The organism is Paraburkholderia sediminicola, from assembly GCF_046030555.1.
Taxonomy (GTDB): Bacteria; Pseudomonadota; Gammaproteobacteria; order Burkholderiales; family Burkholderiaceae; genus Paraburkholderia; species Paraburkholderia sediminicola_E.
Genome location: NZ_JAQQCH010000005.1, coordinates 322,079 through 344,472, shown reverse-complemented (window position 1 = coordinate 344,472; position 22,394 = coordinate 322,079). Strand labels below are relative to the sequence as shown.

The following is a 22,394-nucleotide window of genomic DNA, read 5'->3' as shown; positions in this document are numbered from 1 at the left end:
AACTGCCACATCAAGAATGGCAGCCAGGCGGAAATCCGGAATCGACCGGCTTTCCGCGCGCCATTCGTATCAGGAGACAACAATGACCGGTATGCATTGCCACGGGGCCCGTTCGGCCCATTCGCGAGCGGCGTCATGAACGACCGCGCCGTCATGACATCCCCTGCGCGCAGCGCGAAGAAACCCTTCTATCGCGCACTCTATTTTCACGTGTTACTCGCGATCCTTCTCGGCGTGCTGCTCGGTCATTTCGCGCCGTCGCTCGCCGTGCAGATGAAACCACTCGGCGACGCGTTCATCAAGCTGGTCAAGATGGTGATTGGCCCGATCATCTTCTGCACGGTCGTCACCGGTATCGCCGGCATGGGCGACATCAAGAAGGTTGGGCGTGTCGGCGGCAAGGCGCTGCTGTATTTCGAAGTCGTATCGACGCTGTCGCTTGTGATCGGGCTTCTCGCCGGACATCTGTTTCATCCCGGCACCGGCTTCAATCTGAATCCCGCGACGATCGACACCAAAGCACTCGCCGGATTCGCAACGGCCGCGCATGAACAGAACACGGTCGAGTTTCTGATGCACATCATTCCCGACACCGTGGTCAGCGCATTCTCGAGTGGCAACGTCCTGCAGATTCTGCTGGTCTCGGTGCTGTTCGGTGCGGCGCTCGCGGCTACGGGAGAATACGGCCAGCCCCTGGTTCGCATGATCGACCGCTTCGCGCAGACGTTCTTCGGCATCGTTAACATCATCATGAAGGTCGCGGCGATCGGCGCGTTCGGATCGATCGCGTTCACGATCGGCACCTATGGCATCGGTGCCGTGCTGCCTTTGCTCAAGCTGATCGGCACGTTCTACCTGACGCTCGTCTTCTTCGTGCTGGTGGTGCTCGGCGTGATTTCGCGCCTGCTAGGTTTTAGCATCCTGCGCTTTCTGAGCTATATCCGCGAGGAAATCCTGATCGTGCTCGGCACGAGTTCGTCCGAAGCCGCGCTGCCGCGGATGCTCGAAAAACTTGAACGGCTCGGCTGTTCGAAGTCGGTAGTGGGTCTTGTGATTCCAGCCGGCTACTCGTTCAATCTCGACGGCACCAACATCTACCTGACGATGGCCGTGCTGTTCATCGCCCAGGCATTCAACATCGAGCTCAGTTTGACCCAGGAACTCACGCTCGTGGGCGTGGCGATGCTGACGTCGAAAGGCGCGAGCGGCGTGGCTGGCGCGGCCTTTGTGATGCTGACCTCGACGCTGCTGGTGTTCCCGATTATTCCGGTGTCCGGGATGGTTCTTATCCTCGGCATTCATCGTTTCATGGGAACGGGGCTCGCAATCGCCAACACCATCGGCAACGGTGTCGCCACGCTAGTGGTGTCGGCATGGGAGCACGAGCTTGACCGTTCGAAACTGAACGCCGAAATGTCGCGCCGTCACGCCGAATGACGGGCTAGCCGGCGAAAGACCCCCTCGTGTGTTTCGCTGTCTGCGTGCGCGGCGCGTGCACGCAGCGGGGGCGCGCACGCGCATAAAACAACAAACTGGTTTGGAGACGAAAACATCATGTCAGTGAAAAGAAATGGATTGCTCGGGCGCGCAAATCTTAACGCTGCCTGCGTGGCAACAGCATTGTTGGCGGCTAACGGGGTCGGCGTCGCGCATGCGGACGATTCATCGGCGGCAACTGGCGCAGCGGCGACGCCATCGTCTTTCGTGCAGCTCTATGGACTCATCGGCATGTATATCGACAGTTCGAAACTGAGCACAACGCGTGCGAGCGCGGTGCAGATGGGGGGCGGAGGGATGACCACGTCGTTCTGGGGCATACGCGGCCGCGAAGACCTCGGCGGCGGCAATGCCGTGATCTTCGCGCTCGAGAGTTTTTTCAGACCGAACACGGGACAGATGGGGCGCAACACCACTGATGGTTTGTTTTCGCGCAATGCCTATGTCGGCCTGAGCGGCGCATATGGCACGTTCAAAGTGGGGGAGCAGACCAACCCGACTTATTACAACCAGCAGCTCGTCAACCCGTTCGGCTCGTCGGTGGTGTTTTCGCCGTTGATCGTGCAGTCGTATACCGCGAGCTATAGCAATACGCAGATCGGCGACACGGTCTGGCAAAACGCCGTCGAATACGTTTCACCAAACTACGGTGGTCTCACCGGCACCGTGATTTACGGCGTCAGCAGCACGACGGGTCAACAGGGGAAGGACAATATCGGTTTGCATCTGACCTACGCAAACGGGCCGCTCACGGCAGTGTTCTCCGCGCAGCGTGTACGAACGACAGCGGTTGCGCCGTCGAGCGGCCAATATCTTTATCTCGCAGGCGCGGCTTACGATGCAAAGATCATCAAGTTCTATGGCGCTGCGCAGATGACAAGCAACAACGACGTTGAGACCGGCTCACATACGTATGAGCTAGGGGTTTCCGTACCGTTGTCGCCGTCGAACACGATCCTCGCCGAATGGGCGCGCACGAAGCACAGCGCGCCGTCGAACCAGAGCAATGTGCGCAATACCGGTTCCATTGCCTATAACCATACTTTGTCGAAGCGCACGTATGTGTACGCGGTCTATTCCTACGACAAGCTGACGGCCAACCCATCGGGAAGCACATACGGTGTCGGCATGCAGCATACGTTCTGACGATTCCCTGCTGTTACACCGACCCGGAGACTCGGTGAACAAAACTCGACAAATCTCTACAGCGCCAGCCAACCCGGCTTGCAGGCATCACGCTAGAATTTACCTAAAGCAACGTAGAGAAAACGAACAGCCGGCGGGGAATCTGTCTGGAACGGCTGGAGTTTGAGAGGTACGAGTTAAAAGAAATGAAGTTTCGAAAACGAAATTGCACCGTCGACGCAATCCAGTGGTTCAAGCCGGGTGACCATGCTGCGGTCGAGATGCACGAAGGACTGTGGCGTGTTCTGACGCCTGAGGGGTGGCGGGCTGTTGCACCGGGTAACTGGATCGTGACGGACGACGGCAAAAACGCGTTCCCCATGAAAAATCAGCTGTTCATCAACATCTACGAACCAGCAACCGAAGCAGACTGAGGCCGCTACCTGGTTGATTTCAGACGGACCGGCAGGTCTTTGGCGCTGCCGGTCCGTTATCTCAGACTGCCTTGCGAGGAGCAAAGCGTCGCTTTCGAAGGGCTGGCGTAATGCGCCGGAAGCGCTCCTTCTTATGCTCTTCTTCAAAATGGCTGAGCGACGGCTTGATCAGATCGCTGCGTGACACGATCCCAACCAGGCGCATCGTCTCCCGGTCAGCGACGACAGGCAAACGTTCCAGACCCTGTACTGCCAACCTCGTAGCAACGAGCCGGCAGGTTTCGTCGGGCAAAGCAAAAGCGGGGGGCCGTTGCCGCAGCACGTCGGCCAGACTCAGACGGGCTTTGAGTCCCGAGTCATCCTGACACAGCTGTTGAAGGAACATCCGGTCGATCATGCCAAGCACCGCGCCATCTTGTACCACCGGGTAGGCACGGCGTGTCTGTGTCTCGCCAAAGTACGTTGTCAGTGCATCGGCAACCGTCATGACGGCATCGATCGATTCGACCGACGGCGTCATGACCTCGTCGACATAGTGGCGCTCCAGCGGGTCAACGCCATACTCCCGATAGATGTGATAGCCGCGTCGCGCGATTTTTTCCGTCATGATCGAGCGACGCATCACTACCGTCGAGAATCCGTGCGCAACCAGTGTTGCGGTCAGAAGCGGCAGCAGCGCATTGCTGTCGTGCGTGAGGCCGAATGCGAATACGATCGCCGTCAAAGGCGCGCCGAGGGTCGCACCGAGGGTTGCAGCCATGCAGACGAGCGGCCACAGCGCCGGTTGATTGCCGGGCAGAAAGTGGGCAAGTACGGTCCCGAGTCCGGCGCCGAGCATCAGCAGCGGTGCGAGCACGCCGCCAGAGGTTCCCGAACCAAGCGCAACGACCCACATGACAGCCTTGACGGCCAGTAACGCGAGCGCAATTTGCAAGGCGATATTCTGGTGAAGCAGATCGCCGATCACGTCGTAGCCGACGCCGAGTGCGCGTGGCTCGATGAACCCGCCAATGCCGACGATGACACCGCCGAGCGCGGGCCACCACATCCAGTGAATCGGCAACTTGCCGAATAGATCTTCCGTCTTGTACAAGGCGGCCGAGAGGCCCGAAGCCAGCGCGCCGGACAGCAGTCCGGCAATGACGCAGGAAATGAGCGACCAGCCGTCAGGCGCTCCCGTTTCCAGCGGGAACAACGGTCCCGTGCCAAAAAACGCGGCGCGCGCGAAACCGGCGACAGCACAGGCGAGTGCGACAGGCAGGAAGCTGCGCGGCCGCCATTCGAAAAGCAGCAGTTCGACAGCGAGCAGTACTGCGGCCACCGGTGTGCCGAACACAGCGGTCATGCCCGCAGCGGCGCCGGCGACCAGCAGCGTTTTGCGCTCCGCCGAGGTCACCTTCACACATTGTGCGATCAGCGAGCCGAGTGCTCCGCCCGTCATGATGATCGGCCCTTCAGCGCCGAACGGGCCGCCGCTGCCGATCACGATGCCCGACGACAGCGGTTTGAGCACGGCGATTTTCGGCGACATCTTGCTCTTTCCAAACAGGATCGCTTCAATCGCTTCCGGAATGCCATGTCCGCGGATTTTTTCGGAGCCGTACCGCGCCATCAGGCCGACGATCAAACCACCCGCCACCGGCACGAGGATGACCCATGCACCGAGTGCGTTGTGGGCGGGCGAGCGATCCTCGAACGAGAGGATTCCGAAGAAAAACAGATTGGTGAACAGATGGATCAGATTCAGTAATACAAATGCGGCAAGGGTGCTGATTGCGCCGATGCATGCAGCCAGTACGAAAATGCCAGGCAGGCGCGTATTAGTTGAAAAATCGCGCTTATGAGAATCGGTGCTCATAATTACTCGAAGTCGATCTGTGGAACCTGGAAAGCACCCTCGAGCGATTTCAGCTCGGCACGGTGCAGTTCCGCCAGTTTTGCAAGTACCTTTTCACCCGCTTTCTCCAGATGGACCTCAACCTGACGGCGGTCGGCCTCACTGACCTGACGGCGGACCAGACTGAGTGCTTCACAACGCGATACCAGCGCGACGACACCGTGATGCTGGGCCTGAAGTCGCTCCGCCAGTTCGCCGACGGTTGCCCAGTCGCGTTCCGGATATCCCTTGATGTGCAGCAGCAGCAAATACTGGAGCGGCGTGATGCCCTCGCTTTGGGCGGCCTGCTCCGAGAACCGTTCAAAGCGCCGCATCTGGTAACGAAACTCCGACAACTGCTCGAAGTTGGCCTTGCTCAGCCCGCGAGTCCGTTCTTTCATTGGGTGTATCTGTCAGCGTAAAAACGATAATTATATCATGAGATGATATAAATGGTTGCGAGCCGGCCGTACCCGCCGCATCTGCGGGGGTCGTCGTTATACAGTCTGATTGTCTTTGGCGAACGTCTGACGATACAGGCCGGAGATCAGGTCCACCTGCGTAATCATGCCCACGACCTGGCCGGCAGCATCGAGTACCGGAATGTGATGGTGGCCGTAGTTCGCGAACATGGGCACGAGTTCGGTGATTGGCGAAGCCGCGTCGACCGTGCAGACTTCGGTACTCATCACGGAGCCGACATTTGGCGTGGAGAGTGGATCACGGCGAAGCCAGCCATCGACGTAACTGGTAACAGAGGACAACTTCCCGAATGTTCGCTTATCGATCAGATCCGCCCGGGTCACGATACCCACGAGCTTGTGCGCCGGATCGGTGACAGGCAGGGCTTTTACGCGATTACGTTTGAGCAGACCCCACGCGGCCGCAGCCCGGGTGTCCGGCGCCAGCGTGACGACGTGACGCGACATGATGTCCTCGCACGTCAGTTCGTTAAAGGTCCGCGAAAAGGCCTGAAGCTGCGTCTCGCGCAGCAACGATTCGAGGTCGTCCGGATCGATGTCCAGCATTTCGCTGCGCCTTTTCAGAACCGTTTCCAGATCCGCTCGGGTGAAGCCCGAACGCGACGCCTGTTCGGCAGTTGTGCTGGGATTACCCTGGTTTTGCCGGCCGGCGTGCGGATAGCGATGGCCGGTAGCCACGTGATAGACGATTGCGGCGCAGAGTAGCGCAAGCGACTGCACGGCAATGGGCTCAAGCACGAAAGCGTAGCCCAACGCATGGACGGCGGGGCCGCCCAGCACGGCCGTCAGCGCGACGGCACCCGAAGGCGGATGAACGCACCGAAGCGCGAACATTCCGCCGATCGAGAGCGCGGCCGCGAGCGCCGATGCCAGGATCGGATCCGCAATCAGGCTTGCGCAGGTCACGCCAATCGTTGCGGAAACCAGGTTGCCGCCGACGATGGACCATGGCTGCGCGAGCGGACTGGCCGGCACCGCAAACAGTAATACCGCGGATGCGCCCATTGGTGCGACGAGAAGCGGAATGTTCGCCGCGGACCCGAGCAGGAGATGCATCGAGCCGCCGGTGAACGCAATGCCGAGCAGTGCACCGAGGCAGGATCGCCAACGCTCCTGCCATTTAACGGCAATTGGGGCTGGGATAAAGCTGGAAATCCAGCTGAGTGCGGTGGAGCGGGACAAGATTTGACCAAAAGAAGGTTGGACGAAGTCAATCGCGAGGTCATGACCTTAAGGGGGAACCGTCGCGACACGAAATAGACAATCGCCATTATTATATGGCATTGTGATATAACCTCGCGATTTCCGCTGCCTGCTGTGCATGTGAAACCATTTGCCAACTTTGTCGCCGATCTGCACGGATGAGATGCGCCGAATCTCCAAAAAAAGTCATCAGCTATCAAAATTGCTCATGTTGTGACGTAAAATCCCTGCGTGGTCGATGTGCGAGTGAAGTCCATGCGACCGTGATTCACTCTATAAGATAGGGGCCATCATGAGCGGGAAGAGGAGGTGATGACATGTCGAGTTTCGGCCGTGTGCTTCTTTGTTATGACGCAACCCGTGAGGGACAGCAGGCTCTTGGAGAGGCGGCCGCGCTGGTCGAACAACTCAAAGCGGAAACGCACGTTCTTTCCATTCTGAACAACTCGGCGTGGATACAGGGTGCGGATATCACTTCTGCCGTACCCTTTGACGTCGTGAACAATGCCGCCAAAGAGTTGCTTCAGGACGGGTTGAAGAAGCTCGCAGCGCGCGGAATCCAGGCAACGGGACATTTCGCCGTCGGGGACCCGTTGGATCAGATTCCGCTCTTTGCGAAAGATCTGAACGTTGACCTCGTCGTGGTGGGTCACCGCCACGCCACACGGTTGGCGCGCTGGTGGGCCGGCAAAAATGACGGGCTGCTGCTGGACCGGGTCAGTTGCAGTGTGCTCGTCGTGATGTGTCCGGACGGGCAATGACCGCGTATGGCGCGGAATGGGTCCTCAGACCTGTTCATCGGGGGATGGAGTGCGCGCGGCGCGGGACGTCGCCGCGATCATCAGCGTGTCCTGGCATAGACCATCCTGAGCGATGATCACTCTATCGCGCCGCACTCCGCCTGCGCGGTGATTTGCCGGCAGTCTTTCCGCCGGCGCCGGCGCCGGCGCCGGCCAGTCCAGTCACTGGCAACTCACGTGCCGTTTCCCTCAGCAGTGTGCGCAGCCATGAGATCGCGGGATCGCGTTCCTGATACTTATGCCATTGCACCTTTTCCGCGAACGTCGGAATGTCGATTGGACACTGCAGGATGCGCAGTGGAAATCGCTGCACCATCTGCAAGGCTAACCGTGTCGGCAGGGTGGCGATTCTCGATGTACCGAGGAGTAGTTCCGGGACGAGCGTGAAGGTGGGCGAAATCACGTCCTGCCGCCGAGCGCGTTTTCCTGCGGAGATCAGGCGCGCATCATAGGTTACTCGCCTGCCGCCGCCCCATTCGACGCCCACGTGCGCCAGTTCAAAATATTGATCGGCGGTGATCGTGCCGCCTTTCACCGGGTGGTCCGCGCAGACCAGACACGAGAATGTGTCTTCAAACAACACTTCGGCTGGGTGCCCCGCAACCGTGTTGAATACCGGTGCGATGAGCAATTCGACCTCGCCTCCCTCGAGATGCTCCGGCGACTGAGGGCTGATCGCTCTCAGGTCGAACTGCATCAATGGGGCGAGCGTCGACGCCTTTCTCACTACTTCGGAAAGAAACACGCTGATCACATAGTCGGACGACTCTATCGTGAAGCGCCGTGTCGATGTCGCCGGATCGAATGTTGGTCTGGCTCGCGTGATCGTTTGAATTTGCAGCAGAACGTCTCTGACAGGCTTGACCGGTTCGGTAGCCAGTGGCGTTAGAACCTGAGTCTTTCCGATAGGCACCAGAAGCTCGTCTTCGAAATACTCGCGCAGGCGGGCGAGGGAGCAGCTCGTTGCCGGCTGGCTGAGAAACAGCCGTTCGGCGGCGCGGCCGACGCTGCGGGTGGACAGGATCGCATCGAGCACGACCAGCTGGTTGAGGTCCAGTTTGTTGAAGCGCATCGTCACGTGACCTTTACGGGATAAATGCTCTTCATTTAAACAATAAATTTGGTAAATGTCTCGCGAAATCTATACTTGGTGCAAATAGCGGCCCTCTGTGGCGCGCACAAAACCTTCGGAGACAGAGAATATGGAGGACCGCCGTAACCGCAACTCGATTCCGCGGCAGTGGGGGCTGGTGGCCTGCCTGACCGTCGTGAGCATGCTGGCCCAGATCGACAAGAATATTCTCGTACTGATGGTGGGGCCAATTCAGCGGGATTTCGGCGCGAGCGACGTCCAGATCAGCCTTCTTATCGGCGCGGCATTTGCCGTTGCCAATATTGTGGTTGGGCTGCCGTCCGGCTGGTTAGCAGATCGATTCAACCGGCGCGTTGTCATTGCCGTGGGCGTGGCGATCTGGTCGCTTGCCGTGGCTTCCAACGCAGTCGCGTCGGCGTTCGTGGCGCTCCTCGTGGCCCGAATCATCGTCGGCGGCGCGGAGGCATTGATTCCGCCTTCGTCCTACTCGTTGATTCGCGACGGGGTCGACGAACAGCGTCGGGCACGTGCTTTGTCCGTGTACACCATGTCGCTGATGCTCGGAACCGGGCTGTCGCTCGTACTGGGTGGCCCGTTGCTGGGCGCAATTCAATCCGCGGGTATCCGCTCCATCCCTTTCATCGGCACGGTCTCTGCGTGGCAGGTCACGTTATTTCTGATCGGTGTCATCGGGTTGCCCATGAGTCTGCTCATTTTTCTTGCGAAGGAGCCGGGGCGGCAACGGGAAGCATCCTCGGATGCGAGCCGCGGTCTGTCGGGAATCGGCCGTTACCTGGTCGCCAATCGAGCGATATTTCTGCCGCTATTCATCTTTGCCGTCTCTCACGCGATGATCACTTTCGGGCTTGGGAGCTGGATGCCGACCATGACCGCGCGCCGCTTTCATCTCGGTCTGCGTGAAATCGGCCTGATGCAGGGCGGCCTGTTACTGACGATGGGCCCGCTCGGTTTGTGGCTCGCCGGCATGGCGATGGACCGGAAAGGGGGCAGGAGCCTGGCGGGCGTTGCACGTGTCGGCGTGCTCGTGACGATCGCTGTGACGGTGCTGACAGTCACGATGTGCCTGATCGGCTCGGTGACCGCGTTCTGGATCGTCGATGCCATGGTGGTGCTGTTTTCATGGACGTTTATGGCGGTCACGTCGACGGTCGTTGCGAAAACCGCGCCTGCGTCGATCGTGGGCGCTGTCATGGCGATCGTCCTGGTTTTGAACGGCTTGATTGGACAAGGCGGCTCTCCCACGTTGATCGCGCTGGTCAGTCAGCATGGGTTTGGGGGCGGCCACGACGCGTTGCCCCAGGCGATGGCTTCGGTATTCGCCGCCGCGGGCGCCGTCGCGCTCTGGGCCGCCGTCGTGCTTTATCGCAACTTTCTTCGCTGGGACGGCGTGGGCGCCCCCGTAGCATTGCAGGCTCATATCGGCGACGCGCGATGAAAATTGAACCGTAGGCCAGAAGGGTTGCAGGAAATCGCTACCTCATACAACGATTGGTCTGCTCCCTGTTCGAGTTGCGAATCGCAGTTATAGCGATCGCCTCCGGGCAGGGTTTATGGAGGAGACAAGGAGACATGGAAATGAAAACAAAACTATTAATTAGTATAACGATGTACATGGCGATTTCAGGCAGCGCTTTTGCCCAGTCTAGCGTGACCCTTTCGGGCCTGCTCGGAACGGGCATTGCGTACAGCAACAATGCGGGCAAGGGGAGCAGCCTGTATCAGATGACCGGATCCCATGCGGTGCCCTTCTGGGCGATATCGGGCAGGGAGGAGCTGGATACGGATACATCCGCGTTCTTTCGGCTGAGCCAGTACGCTTTTCTGAACAACGGCACGAGCTCGCCCTTCGAAAGCTACCTGGGTCTGAAATCAAACAGAGTGGGTACGGTCACGCTGGGGTCCATGTATGACCTTCTAGCCGACCTTGTTCCGTTCACGTCTGAACGCTTCACTTCTTTTCTGGCGACTCATCCCGGCAACCTGGACCGGACCGTCGGCAACTCGCTGAACAACCTGGTCAAGTACAAATCGCCTGTGTTCGGCGGCGCGCTTCAGTTTGGCGCTCAGTACGGGTTCGGACAGCAGGGTTCGACCACCAACACGGGTCGTACCGTTGGCGCGGAAGCCAGCTTTTCCAGCGGCCCGTTCCAGTCGGTGCTCGTTTGGGAATCGGTGAATGGCGTGCCGTATGCGCCATACACGAGGCTAGGCGTGAGTGAGTTGTATGGCATCAATTTCAGTGCCAATCCCTCGCGGACTGTCAGCCAGAACCAGAACACGACCACACTCGGCGTGGCTTACGCCGGCGACACAGTACGTGTCATGGGCAACTACAGCTATACGCACCTGACGGCCGCGGGCCAGGCGGAAACGGCGCAGTCCATCGATGTCGGTGCGTACAAATACATCACGACGCAAATGCGCATCGGCGGCGGCTATTCATACACGAAGCTGGACACCTACAAATGGAACCAGCTTCATGCCCACCTCGACTATGCGCTTTCGAAGCGCACGAGTCTTTACCTGCTCGGCGTGCTGCAAATAGCCGGCAGCGGGCAACTGGCCGTGCTTCGAAACCAGGCGCCGGCGTCGTCGTCGCGACAACTGGAGCTTGAGGCCGGGATGACGCATCTTTTTTAAGTAGAGGGCCCGTCTGGCGCTTTTATCACACGGGCGCGGCTGGGCTCGGCATGACGGGGTCGCGGTGCAGGATCGAAATTCACAAGGTAGATGGAGAAATACGATGCAGTGGGATGTCATTGTGGCCGGCGGCGGTCCGTCGGGCCTAACCGTTGCCGCGGAACTGGCGGGATCCGGCGTCAAAACGCTGGTGCTGGAGCGACGTACCGAAGGGGTTCAGTCACGCGCCGGCACGATCCTGCCACGCGTGCTTGAGTTGTTCGATGCGCGAGGCATCGCGGACAGGTTCATCGAGAAAACGCGCAAGATTGCCGAGTACCCGTTCCGTCCGTCCCACATCTGGGCAGGCTTCCATCCGATCGAATGGAAGTATCTGGAAACGCGCTTTGGTTTCACGTTGGGCTTGCCACAGAATCTCACCGAGGAGCTGCTGTGGGACTGGGCCGTGGAAAGCGGTGTGAAGGTGCAGCGCGGCGCGGAAGTACGGGACGTCCGCCAGCACGCCGATGGCGTTGAAGTCGATGTGGCCGATGCCTCGGGTGTCATCTCGACGCTGCGCGCGCAGTACCTGATCGGCGCCGACGGCGGCCGCAGTACCGTCCGCTCGAAAGTGGGCCTGCCGTTCGAGGGGCGTTCCGGCACATTCCGCGGCATCGTGCTCGATGCTGAATTGAAGGCGCCGTGGCCCGGCGGACGGATCAATGTCGACAATGAAATGGGCTGGGTGCGCGGCTACACCTTTGGCGAGGGGATTACCCGATTCAATATCGTGCATCGGGACCGCCGCCATGCGCCGAAAGACGAGCCCGTTACGCTCGAGGAAGCACTGCAGTGCATTCGTGACGTACATGGTACCGATTACGGCATCGAGAAGTATCGCTGGGCATCACGATTCGACGATCAGATGCGCGCGGTGCCGAGCCTGCGCCAGGGACGTACTTTCCTGGTTGGCGAATCCGCGCGTATTCATTACCCGGCAAGCGGCGTGGGCATGAATTTCTGTTTGCAGGACGCGTTCAATCTCGGCTGGAAGCTCGCCAACGTCATCAACGGTGTCGCGGATGTGGCCACGCTGGACACTTACGACACGGAACGTCTTCCCGTCATGCATGCGCTGCTCGACAGCGTGAAGGCGCAGTGCGTGCTGCAGTTCAACTTCGAACCGGAGGCGGTGGCGCTCAAGCGTCGCATGCAGGAGCACATCGTTCCGTTGCCCGATGTGCAGCGCAAACTGGTGCTGGAACTATGCGGTCTGGAAGCGCCTTATCCGCGCGACGCGGATAGCCATCCGTTGACGGGCCTGCGTTGTCCGGATTTCGATCTCGTGTTGCTTGACGGACGTTCCGTCGCGGTGACGGAGACTTTGCGGAATCGGCACTTCGTGTTGCTCGATCTCGAAGGATTCAGCCGCCAGTTCGGGACGCTCGATGTGTCCGGGTTGCCCGTCACAGTGTTGCCGGCACGCGCCGCGCATATCCCTGCGTCGATGGACGGCGTGAAAGCACTCCTGGTGCGTCCGGATGGATACGTGGCGTGGGCGAGCACGGAGGTGGCGCGTGCCGGCGAAGCTGAAGCGCAACTCGGCAAATGGCTCAAGCGGTGACATCATGAACGAACGACGAATTCTGCTGACAGGTGGCTGGATCCTGAGTATGGATCCGGCGATCGGCGACCTGCGTAAAGGCGACATTCTCGTCGAGGGGACGGACATCATTGCCGTCGAGCCTCACATCGACGCCCCCGATGCCGAGCATGTCGACGCGCGCGGCATGATCGTGCTGCCTGGGTTTGTCGATACGCATCGGCACACATGGCAAACCTGCGTGCGCCATCGCTATGCGGATATCGATCCGCAGATTTACTTTGCCGAGATGCTGGGCGCCAAAGGTGCCGCGTTCCGGCCGGAGGATGTCTACATTGGTACGATGCTCGGCGCCGTTTCCGCGCTGGACGGCGGTATCACCACGATGCTCGACTGGTCGCATGTGCAGAACACGCCGGAACATTCGGACGCGGCTATTTTAGGCCTGAGGGACGCAAATATTCGCGGCGTGTTTGCCCACGGCTGGCCGCTGGTCGACGGTGCTTCGTGGATGTTCGACAGCCAGCGCGACCACCCCGATGACATCCGGCGTCTACGCGAGCGGTTCTTCTCCTCAGACGATCAACTGCTCACGCTGGCGATGGCGGCGCGCGGCCCCGAAATGGCGCGTCGCGACGTCTGGCTAGCCGATTTGCGACTCGCCCGCGAACTCGACATCCGCTCGACTATCCACATGGGCGCATACGCGCGCAACGCGTCTGTGAAGGCCATCGCGCAGATGCATGACGCCGGCGTATTGTGCGACGACCTGACCTTCGTGCATTGCTGCTTCTGCGGCGCGGACGAGATTGCGATGATGGCCGACGCCGGAGTCAGCGCCTCGCTTGGCGTGCATTGCGAATTGAATGCGCAGGGCATCGGCGACATTCCGCTGGATCGACTGCTTGCGGTTGGCATCCGGCCCAGCTTGAGTGGCGACACCGAAACAAAATGCTCAGGCGACATGTTCACGCAGATGCGGCATGCGTTCGCCTATTACCGCTCGTGGATGGGCGGCAACCATTCGAGCGTGCCGAACGCGCCAGCCACGCTGTCCATGCGCGACGTGCTCGAGTTCGCCACAGTCGCTGGCGCGCGCGCGAACGGTCTCGATCACAAAGTCGGTTCGCTTACGCCAGGCAAGCAGGCCGACATCATCATGATCCGCTGTGACGACCTGAATCTCACACCGGTTTCCGACGCGGTGGGCGCCGTTGTGCTGGCCGCCCATCCGGGCAACGTGGATACCGTCTTTGTCGCGGGGCGCGCTGTGAAGCGGCATGGCCACATGCTGGATGTCGACCTCGACGCGCTACGGCAGCGCGCGCTGGCCTCCCAACAGTACATTCTCGGACTGCAATGAGAGACGCCGCCATGCCCTTGCCGCTCGATCCTGAACTGGCCGCCATTGTGTCGGCCCTGCGCGCCGCTCACGCACCGCCACCGTTTTCCGGCACGCCTGAGCAAGCCCGCGAGCGGATGCGGCGCGCCATCATGGCGGCGCGCGAACGGTCTCCGTTGCCCGTCGTCGGCGTGGTGGAAGATGCGCTTGCCGGGTTCGGCGGTGCCCACGTGCCGGTGCGTGTCTATCGTCCGCAAGATGCGCAATCCGGGTTGGCGACGGTGGTGTTCTTCCACGGTGGCGGGTTCGTGCTCGGCAGCATCGAGCTGATGGACGACATCGCACGCAAGCTGTGTCGGGACCTGAACGCGGTCGTTGTCTCTGTCGAGTACCGGCTGGCGCCGGAGCATCCGTTTCCTGCTGCCCATGACGACGCGGTGACGGCCACGCTATGGGCCATCCGCAATGTCGCGGCGTTGGGGGGAGACGCATCGCGTATTGCGGTGGCAGGGGAGAGCGCCGGTGGCAACCTCGCTGCTTCAACGGCCCTTACGCTGCGCGATCGGGGAGAGCGTCTCACGGCACAACTGCTCGTGGTGCCCGGTGTCGATCTGGCTCGAGACACCTTGCGGATCGAAGCGAAACGGAGCGACTTCCCGATGCTGTCGCCGTCGGATCTGCGCGATATTTCGCGGCTTTACTTGGGGTTGAACCCGGCGCAGGGAGGGATGTTTCCGCCGTCTCCTTTGCACGCTGCGGATTTCTCCGGGTTGCCACCCGCCGTGATCGCCGTTGCCGGGCACGACCCGCTTTGCGAGGAAGGACTCGCCTATGCGGAACGTCTTGGCGCTGCCGGCGTGCCCGTGCAGGTGCACTGGTTCGAAGATATGTTCCATCCATTCCTGGCCTTCTTCGACGCTTCAGCAGCGGCGCGCCGCGCGAATGACGAGATTTGCCAGGGCTTTGCCGCGTGGCTTGAGCAATGCGCGGTGCCTGTCGCCCGGTGAAAGAGACACCTCAAGGTCACGATTAATGTAAATTGGTCGTACTTGAAAATGCCTTTCAGCGGAGAGACCCATGAAAAACGGAAAACCAAAACGGACGCGTCAAGATGCGGACAATCTTTTCCCCGACCTGCAGCACAGCGGCACCCATCTCGCGAGCCGCCCTGATAACCCGTTCGGAGAAAAAGTAGCTGCGCCGATCGCTCGACGTGAGCGTGACGAGGCCTCGTTGTGGAAAGATAACCTCGTCACCTTGCCGGCAGCGATCGAGTTGCCGCCGGGATATAAGTCGGTGCCGCACGTGCGCGAGGCGATGGAGAAGGCATGGCGTATGAAATGGGTCAGGGAAAGCGGCAATGAGGTTGTCGCAGAATTTCCTGAGGGCTGGGCGGCCATTCGACCCCCGAGCGGCGCAGTGGAATTGAGGGACGCGACCGGCGTGGTCCGTGCCGTGTACGGCTGGGCAGAGGATGCTGAAGTGAGACTCCTGCCGCGCTATAGGGTCGAATCGCAGGCGAACAGTTCGAGCGGTCTCGGCAGCCTGGTCGTGCGTGATCGCGAGAACGGAAACATTCTTGAGAGGTCGTCGATCTGGTCTGCTCAGACCGGGACAAACCACCCCGATTGGGCGAGGCTTTCGACATGGCTGGACAAGCAGTATCCCGGCCACCGCGATCCCCTGCGTTTGTGGGCGGATTGCGAAGACAACCTCAGTTGAATTCAGCTGATCGAGAATCCGGCTCCCAATGAAGCCGTTCCCAGGAAATCAAACGCTGCTATCTCGTGCGAGGCAAGCGAGAAAAGCGGCAATCGCGGGGCTCTGCCCACGTTCCTTCAGGTAATAGATGTATTCATCGATCGTCGTGCGTACGCCGCGCAAGCCAAGCACGCACAGATCGGGATGCTTTTCGACCTCACCGAGTGGAAACAGGCTGCCGCCGAGCCCGCGCAGGATCGCTTCCCGAATGGCCTCCCGGCTGCCGATCTCCGCGACTCGCACTGGCGCGACCCCCGCGGCTGCAACGATCTCTTCGGTGCGCTGACGTGTCACCGAACCATCTTCCCGCATCAGCAGCCGCACCTCGCCCAGCATCGACGCGTCGATCTCGGTGAAGCGCGCCAGCGCATGCGTGCGGTGGACGACCAGCACCAGTGGATCCGTGGAAATCACACGCCGCGCCAATCCCTCCGCAGCGTTGAGTTGCGAGGACACCGCGAGATCGATGCGGAATTCGTGTAACGCATTGAGCATCTCTTCCGAATTGCCGATCCGGCAGGTCAACTCAATGCTCGGATAGGCCTCCGAAAAGCGGCCGATCGCATCCATGATGTAGTACGGCCCGGTCGCCCCGAGCCGCAAATGACCCTCGAACAAGCCGCCTGCATGACGCAGCGTCGTGCCGGCTTGCGCTTCGAGGGCGATCATTTTCTCAATCACCGGCAATAGCTTGACGCCTGTCTCGGTCACTTCAAGCCTGCGTCCACTGCGATAGAACAACTCCGCACCGTAGGTCTGTTCGAGTTGTCTGATCTGCGCCGCGATGGTCGGCTGACTCAAGCCGAGATGCCTCGCTGCGCGCGTGATGCTGCCCTGTTGCACGGTCGCGTGGAATGCTTTTAGCTGATCGTACAAACTCCGTCTCCTTTATTTTCAGAACCCTTCAGGCTAACGGTGCGTTATGTCGAGCGTGTGAAACGGTCCCTATCTCGACGACCGCAAAGGTTTGCGCGGCCGCCTTTACCCCAGAAAGCTTGGGGGCCTACCCAGGAAACCTCGGGGAACTGGTCAAGTCCGCGACATGTGCGGCAAGTACTAATAGGGGTGTTCTAAACGACTGGACCATTCAACCATGCACAGACTCAGATCGGCTGCGCGCTGCGCGGCTTTGCTCCTCACAGTCGCGCTGGCGGCTTGCGGGGACGGCAGCAGCAGCGGTTCGTCGGCCGCGCCAGCCGCTAACAGCCAGACGCCCGCTTCTGACGCAAATGCACAGGAGTCGTCGTCCGGCACACCCGTCGTGCATTGGGCGCCGGATTCTGGCGCGAGCGCCGCCCACTGACCCGTGAATCGGGCCCTGCATCGCCTCTTCCCACATCACCAGACTTCTCATGTCCTCTAAAAACAGACGCGATTTCCTGCGCCTTGCCGCGACGTCGGCCGGTGCGCTGGCCACTTATGCAGGCTTTCCTCCGGCCATTCGCAAGGCGCTCGCCATGCCCGCGGCATCGCGCACCGGCACGATCAACGATGTCGAACATGTCGTGATCTTCATGCAGGAGAACCGCTCGTTTGACCACTATTTCGGTGGCATGCGCGGTGTGCGCGGTTTCAATGATCCGCGTCCGCATCTGCTGCCCAACGGCGCACCCGTGTGGCAACAGCCGCCCGCCACGGTGCAAACGCAACGCTACAATGCGCGCGGCCTCGATCCAGCCGCGCCGTACGTGATGCCTTTTTATCTCGATCCGGCGCGGACGAGCGAATTCCAGCCGGGCACCGATCACGGCTGGAGCAGCGGCCATCTCGCGTGGAACGGCGGGAAATGGGATCAATGGGTCAACCAGAAGCAGGACGTGCTGACGATGGGCTATCTGAAGCGCCACGATCTTTCGTACCACTACGCGCTCGCCGAAGCATTCACTGTGTGCGACTCGTACTTCTGCTCGGTGAACGCCGATACCGCGCCCAATCGCATCTATCTGTGGACGGGCACGATGGATGCCCGCAACGCTTACGGCACGAAGCCGAACGGCCCAGGCCTCGGCGAGCGGGACGGCACGAATGGCTATACGTGGACGACCTATCCGGAGCGGCTCGAAGCGAACAACATCAGCTGGAAGCTTTACCAGGGCGGCACAGGCTTGCCTGGCGATCCAACGGATAACTTCACCGACAACTCGCTGGAATTCTTCGCCCGCTATCAGGTGCAGGAAGGTGCGAGCGGCCCAGTCGTTGACAAGGGTGCGTCCCAGCACACGCTCGCCGAATTCAAGGCCGATGTGCAGAACAACCGTCTGCCGCAGGTATCCTGGATCGTGTCGCCGTACAAGTACAGCGAGCACCCTGCGGCCTGCGCCACCGACGGTGCCTTCTTCATCAACATGATTCTCGAAGCGCTCACGTCCAACCCCGACGTCTGGGCAAAGACGGCGTTCTTCATCAACTACGACGAGAACGATGGGTTGTTCGATCACGTCGTTCCGCCGATGCCGCCCACGACGAGCGGCGTCAACGGGCAGGGCATCGTGTCGGGCGATCTGCTGGCGAGCCTCGGTGACGAACTGCTCGATCTCGACAAATACCCTGGCGAAAAAGGCCCGCTCGTGCCGGGCGCGGATCCTGGCGGCATCCAGCCGATTGGGCTTGGAACGCGCGTGCCGATGATTGTCGTCTCGCCGTGGACTAAAGGCGGATGGGTATGCTCGGAGGTTTTCGATCACACGTCCGTGCTGCAATTTCTTGAAGCGCGCTTTGGCGTGGCGGAGCCGAACATCAGCAAATGGCGCCGTGCGGTGTGCGGCGATCTCACGTCGGCGTTCGATTTTTCCGGACGTCCCGATACCGAGGCGGTGAGCTTCACTGTGCCGCAGCACATCTCTTCGTCTGGGCTGGCGTACCAGGTGCCGGCCCAGCAGACGATGCCCGTGCAGGAACCCGGAACGCGGCGCGCCCGCGCACTGCCGTATGAAATGTATGTCAATAGCCGAATCGCGGGGCATGACGGCAACGTGTGGCTCGATTTCGCCAATACCGGCGATGTGGGCGCGGCGTTCTACGTCTATGACCGGCTCCGTCCAACCGACACGCCGCGCCGCTACACCGTCTCCGCGAAGGACAAACTGTCGGATTACTGGAGCACTTCGGCATCGCAAGGCGCCTACCATCTCGCGGTGTACGGGCCGAACGGCTATCTATGCGAGTTCCAGGGCAATACGAAGCTCGCGACGGATGGCCGGCATGCAAACCCGGAAGCGCGTATTGGCTACGACGTGCGAAACCGGCATATCTATCTGGAGGTGCGCAACAGCGGCAATGCGACGTGTCATGCGACAGTCGACAACGCGTATGGTCACGGCCGCGGGCGCCACTACACGCTGCGACCCGGTGATACGGTTCAGGATCACTGGGAGTTGAGTTCGAGCCATGGATGGTACGATCTGACGATTTCCGCCAGCACAGCCGGAGGAGATTCGACGGACCCGGTCATGCGGCGCTTCGCGGGTCACGTCGAGACTGGGCGGCCGAGCAGGAGCGATCCCGGGCCGGGCAGAGGGTGACGCGACGATAGCGTAGACCGACGCATGGCATGGCGGCTGAAGATAATCGGCGGCCATGCCACTCACTTTGTGCTGGTCGCGACGCCCCCGACCCTTTGCGACCCGCAAAAACGACCATGCAGCAATTGAAATACCTGATCGGCTATCCGGCATCTCTGCAAGAAAAAGTCCAGAAGCTAATTGCCGAAGAACAACTCGGCGCTTATCTAAGCGCGAGGTACCCCGGCACGCACGAAGTGCAAACAGATAGGGCGTTGTACGAATACTGCGCGGAGCTCAAGCGCGAACACCTTCGCAACGGCGCGCAGATCGACAAAGTCGCCTATGACAGCAAGCTCGACGTCGTGCGGCATGCACTGGGCCTTCACACGAGCATCTCGCGTGTGCAAGGCGGCAAGCTGAAGGCAAAAAAGGAAATCCGCGTCGCGTCGCTATTCAAGGACGCCGCGCCGGAATTCCTGAAAATGATCGTTGTACATGAACTCGCCCATCTGAAAGAAAGCGACCATAACAAGTCGTTCTATCGCCTCTGCGAGTTCATGCAACCGGGCTACCATCAGATCGAATTTGATCTGCGCCTGTATCTGACGTATCGCGATCTGAAGAAAAGCCAGACCTGAACGTGAGGCTTCAGGTTTGGGGTTTCGGGCAACGCTTGCCACCCGGCACGCAGCACCGCATCAAGCAGCAACCGCCTTCACCGCCGACGCCGTCAACAACACCGGAATCGACTTCGAAGTCGGCGTCCCCGCACCATCGGCGACCGAAGAGAGCGGCACCAGCGGATTCGTCTCCGGATAGTAAGCGCCGAGACATCCACGCGGAATGTCGTACTCCACGAGCAGGAACCCAGCCGCGTGACGCTCGATCCCGTCGGCCCATACACTCTTGATATCCACGCGCTGGCCCGCAACGAAGCCCAGCATCGCGAGATCGTCCTTGTTCGCGAACAGCACGCGCCGCTGCCCATACACGCCACGATAACGGTCGTCGAGGCCGTAGATCGTCGTGTTGTACTGATCGTGTGAGCGCGTCGTCATCAAGGTCATCAGCCGCTCGCCGTGCTCCGCGCGCGCCTGATGTATCGGCGTGTCGACATCAATGGCATGCACCAGGAATTGCGCTTTGCCGCTCGGCGTTTTCCAGATCCGATCGCGCGACGCCACGCCGAGGTGAAAACCACCCGGGTGCTTCAGGCGCTCGTTGTAATCGTGGAAGCCGTCGATCACTTTCGCGATACCGTCGCGAATCAACGCATAGTCGGCCGTCTGGGCGAGCCAGTCGACCTTGTCGCTGCCGAGCGTGGCGTGCGCCATCCGCGCGACGATCGCAATCTCGGACAAAAGATTCTCCGAGGCCGGCTTGTTCATGCCGTACGAGATGTGCACCATGCTCATCGAATCTTCGACGCTGACGCCTTGCGCCACACCGTTCTGCAGGTCGATCTCGGTGCGGCCGAGGGTCGGCAGAATCAGCGCGTCGCGGCCATGGATGAGATGGCTACGGTTCAGCTTGGTCGTGATGTGCACGGTCAACTCGCACGAGCGCATCGCGTCCCACGTGCGCGGCGTGTCCGGCGTTGCGATCGAGAAGTTGCCGCCGAGGCCGATGAATACCTTCACCTTGCCGTCGAGCATCGCCTGAATCGTATTGACGACGTCGAGGCCATGCTCGCGCGGCGGCTCAAAATCGTAGACTTCGCCGAGCCGGTCCAGGAACGCCTGAGTCGGCCGTTCTTCGATACCGACCGTGCGATCGCCCTGCACATTCGAGTGCCCGCGCACCGGGCACAAGCCCGCGCCGCGGCGGCCGATATTGCCGCGCATCATCATCAGGTTCGACAGGATCTGCACCGTCGGCACCGAATTCTTGTGTTGCGTGAGGCCCATGCCCCACGTCGAAATCACCGCGCGGCCCTTCACGTAGATGTCGGCGAGCTTCAGCACGTCTTCGAACGGCACGCCCGATTCGGCGACGATCGTGTCCCAGCTTTCGGCACGCAAATCGTCGGCGAACGCGTCGAAGCCAACCGTGTGTTCGGCGATGAACGCGACGTCGAGCACCCGTTCCAGGCCTGAGGCCAACGCTTCGTCGTCGAGTTCGATCACGCGTTTGGCGACGCCCTTGATCAGCGCAAAATCGCCGCCGACTTTTGGCCGGATGAAAACGGAGCTGATCTTCGTGCTGCCCATCGTGATCATTTCCACCGGATGCTGCGGACTTGCAAAGCGCTCCAGGCCGCGTTCCTTCAGCGGATTGATCGACACAATGGTCGCGCCGCGCTTCGCGCACTCGCGCAGCTCGCCGAGCATGCGCGGATGATTGGTCGCCGGATTCTGGCCAAAGATCAGAAGCGTATCGGCGTGTTCGAAGTCGTCGAGCGTGACCGTGCCTTTGCCGATGCCGACCGTATATGGCAAGCCGCGGCTGGTCGCTTCGTGGCACATGTTCGAGCAATCGGGGAAATTGTTGGTGCCATACATGCGCACGAACAGCTGATACAGGAACGCGGCTTCGTTGCTGGCGCGGCCCGAGGTATAGAACGCGGCGCTGTCGGGATTGTCGAGTCGCTTTAGATGATCCGCTATCAGATCGAAGGCTTCGTCCCAACCGATCGGCACGTAGCGGTCGCGCACGGCGTCGTAGACAAGCGGGTCGGTCAGGCGGCCGTGTTGTTCCAACTCGAAATCCGACTGGGCCATCAGTTCTTCGACGGTGTGTTGCTCGAAGAACGCCGGCGTTACGCGCTTGCTGGTCGCTTCGGCGGCCACGGCCTTGACGCCGTTTTCGCAGAACTCGAAGGTGGACGCATGCTCGCGATCCGGCCACGCGCAACCCGGGCAGTCGAAGCCGTCCGGCTGGTTCTGTTTGAACAGCATGCGGTAGTCGCCGCCCGTCACCTTTTCCTTGAGCAGGTTGATGGCGACGTATTTGAGCGCGCCCCAACCGGCGGCGGGGTGCGTGTACGGTTCGATGCGAGCTTCAGGTTTCTTCATGATCTTGCCGCGGATGTGGCT

At 60.6% G+C, this 22,394-nt stretch carries 18 protein-coding genes; 12 read left to right on the top strand and 6 right to left on the bottom strand.

Annotated elements, in window-relative coordinates:
* Nucleotides 1-135 precede the first annotated feature (135 nt).
* The 3 genes from PQQ52_RS10845 (at nucleotide 136) to PQQ52_RS10835 (ending at nucleotide 3,056) form a co-directional block, all read left to right on the top strand.
* The gene (locus PQQ52_RS10845; protein WP_408210266.1) at nucleotides 136-1,437 is read left to right on the top strand and encodes a dicarboxylate/amino acid:cation symporter; all 1,302 of its coding nucleotides are present in this window, start codon (nucleotides 136-138) and stop codon (nucleotides 1,435-1,437) included.
* Nucleotides 1,438-1,554: 117 nt separating this feature from the next.
* Nucleotides 1,555-2,643, top strand: coding sequence for a porin (locus PQQ52_RS10840; RefSeq protein WP_408210263.1), 1,089 nt, complete (start codon nucleotides 1,555-1,557; stop codon nucleotides 2,641-2,643).
* Between the two features lie 185 nt (nucleotides 2,644-2,828).
* Nucleotides 2,829-3,056, top strand: coding sequence for a hypothetical protein (locus PQQ52_RS10835; protein ID WP_408210260.1), 228 nt, complete (start codon nucleotides 2,829-2,831; stop codon nucleotides 3,054-3,056).
* 61 nt (nucleotides 3,057-3,117) lie between these two features.
* On the opposite strand, the gene PQQ52_RS10830 is transcribed toward PQQ52_RS10835, so the two are convergent.
* The 3 genes from PQQ52_RS10830 to PQQ52_RS10820 form a co-directional block, all read right to left on the bottom strand.
* Nucleotides 3,118-4,914, bottom strand: coding sequence for a chloride channel protein (locus PQQ52_RS10830; RefSeq protein WP_408210258.1), 1,797 nt, complete (start codon nucleotides 4,912-4,914; stop codon nucleotides 3,118-3,120).
* Between the two features lie 2 nt (nucleotides 4,915-4,916).
* Nucleotides 4,917-5,333, bottom strand: a complete 417-nt coding sequence (locus tag PQQ52_RS10825) for a MarR family winged helix-turn-helix transcriptional regulator (RefSeq protein WP_408210255.1) — start codon at nucleotides 5,331-5,333, stop codon at nucleotides 4,917-4,919.
* Between the two features lie 96 nt (nucleotides 5,334-5,429).
* The gene (locus PQQ52_RS10820; protein WP_408210252.1) at nucleotides 5,430-6,596 is read right to left on the bottom strand and encodes an HPP family protein; all 1,167 of its coding nucleotides are present in this window, start codon (nucleotides 6,594-6,596) and stop codon (nucleotides 5,430-5,432) included.
* Between the two features lie 338 nt (nucleotides 6,597-6,934).
* Here PQQ52_RS10820 and PQQ52_RS10815 point away from each other — a divergent pair, with 338 nt between their 5' ends.
* Entirely contained in the window at nucleotides 6,935-7,378 is a 444-nt protein-coding gene (locus PQQ52_RS10815) for a universal stress protein (protein ID WP_408210249.1), read from the top strand.
* Nucleotides 7,379-7,499: 121 nt separating this feature from the next.
* Here the strand turns inward: PQQ52_RS10815 and PQQ52_RS10810 are convergent, their stop codons facing one another.
* Entirely contained in the window at nucleotides 7,500-8,489 is a 990-nt protein-coding gene (locus PQQ52_RS10810; RefSeq protein ID WP_408210247.1) for a LysR family transcriptional regulator, read from the bottom strand.
* 130 nt (nucleotides 8,490-8,619) lie between these two features.
* Between PQQ52_RS10810 and PQQ52_RS10805 the strand changes: the two genes are divergently transcribed.
* The 6 genes from PQQ52_RS10805 to PQQ52_RS10780 all read left to right on the top strand — a co-directional run bounded on the left by PQQ52_RS10805 (nucleotide 8,620) and on the right by PQQ52_RS10780 (nucleotide 15,817).
* The gene (locus tag PQQ52_RS10805) at nucleotides 8,620-9,966 is read left to right on the top strand and encodes an MFS transporter (protein WP_408210244.1); all 1,347 of its coding nucleotides are present in this window, start codon (nucleotides 8,620-8,622) and stop codon (nucleotides 9,964-9,966) included.
* A 134-nt stretch (nucleotides 9,967-10,100) separates the two neighbouring features.
* The gene (locus PQQ52_RS10800; RefSeq protein WP_408210242.1) at nucleotides 10,101-11,171 is read left to right on the top strand and encodes a porin; all 1,071 of its coding nucleotides are present in this window, start codon (nucleotides 10,101-10,103) and stop codon (nucleotides 11,169-11,171) included.
* A gap of 64 nt (nucleotides 11,172-11,235) precedes the next feature.
* A complete protein-coding gene (locus PQQ52_RS10795) occupies nucleotides 11,236-12,774 on the top strand; it encodes an FAD-dependent monooxygenase (protein ID WP_408210239.1) in 1,539 nt (512 codons plus the stop codon).
* A gap of 4 nt (nucleotides 12,775-12,778) precedes the next feature.
* Nucleotides 12,779-14,116 carry an amidohydrolase family protein gene (locus PQQ52_RS10790; RefSeq protein ID WP_408210236.1) on the top strand — a complete coding sequence of 446 codons (1,338 nt, stop codon included), beginning with the start codon at nucleotides 12,779-12,781 and terminating at the stop codon, nucleotides 14,114-14,116.
* A complete protein-coding gene (locus PQQ52_RS10785; RefSeq protein WP_408210233.1) occupies nucleotides 14,113-15,102 on the top strand; it encodes an alpha/beta hydrolase in 990 nt (329 codons plus the stop codon). Before PQQ52_RS10790 ends, PQQ52_RS10785 begins: the two co-directional genes overlap by 4 nt.
* Before the next feature lie 70 nt (nucleotides 15,103-15,172).
* Entirely contained in the window at nucleotides 15,173-15,817 is a 645-nt protein-coding gene (locus PQQ52_RS10780; protein WP_408210231.1) for a hypothetical protein, read from the top strand.
* A gap of 48 nt (nucleotides 15,818-15,865) precedes the next feature.
* Here PQQ52_RS10780 and PQQ52_RS10775 read toward each other — a convergent pair whose 3' ends face one another.
* Nucleotides 15,866-16,732, bottom strand: a complete 867-nt coding sequence (locus PQQ52_RS10775) for a LysR family transcriptional regulator (protein WP_408210228.1) — start codon at nucleotides 16,730-16,732, stop codon at nucleotides 15,866-15,868.
* 476 nt (nucleotides 16,733-17,208) lie between these two features.
* On the opposite strand from PQQ52_RS10775, the gene PQQ52_RS10770 reads away from it, so the two are divergent.
* Together PQQ52_RS10770 and PQQ52_RS10765 are read left to right on the top strand one after the other, a co-directional pair.
* Nucleotides 17,209-19,377 carry a phosphocholine-specific phospholipase C gene (locus tag PQQ52_RS10770; RefSeq protein ID WP_408210225.1) on the top strand — a complete coding sequence of 723 codons (2,169 nt, stop codon included), beginning with the start codon at nucleotides 17,209-17,211 and terminating at the stop codon, nucleotides 19,375-19,377.
* Nucleotides 19,378-19,493: 116 nt separating this feature from the next.
* The gene (locus tag PQQ52_RS10765; RefSeq protein ID WP_408210222.1) at nucleotides 19,494-19,997 is read left to right on the top strand and encodes a M48 metallopeptidase family protein; all 504 of its coding nucleotides are present in this window, start codon (nucleotides 19,494-19,496) and stop codon (nucleotides 19,995-19,997) included.
* A 60-nt stretch (nucleotides 19,998-20,057) separates the two neighbouring features.
* On the opposite strand, the gene PQQ52_RS10760 is transcribed toward PQQ52_RS10765, so the two are convergent.
* On the bottom strand, nucleotides 20,058-22,373 hold the full coding sequence (locus PQQ52_RS10760) for an FdhF/YdeP family oxidoreductase (protein WP_408210219.1): 2,316 nt from the start codon (nucleotides 22,371-22,373) through the stop codon (nucleotides 20,058-20,060).
* Nucleotides 22,374-22,394: the final 21 nt, after the last annotated feature.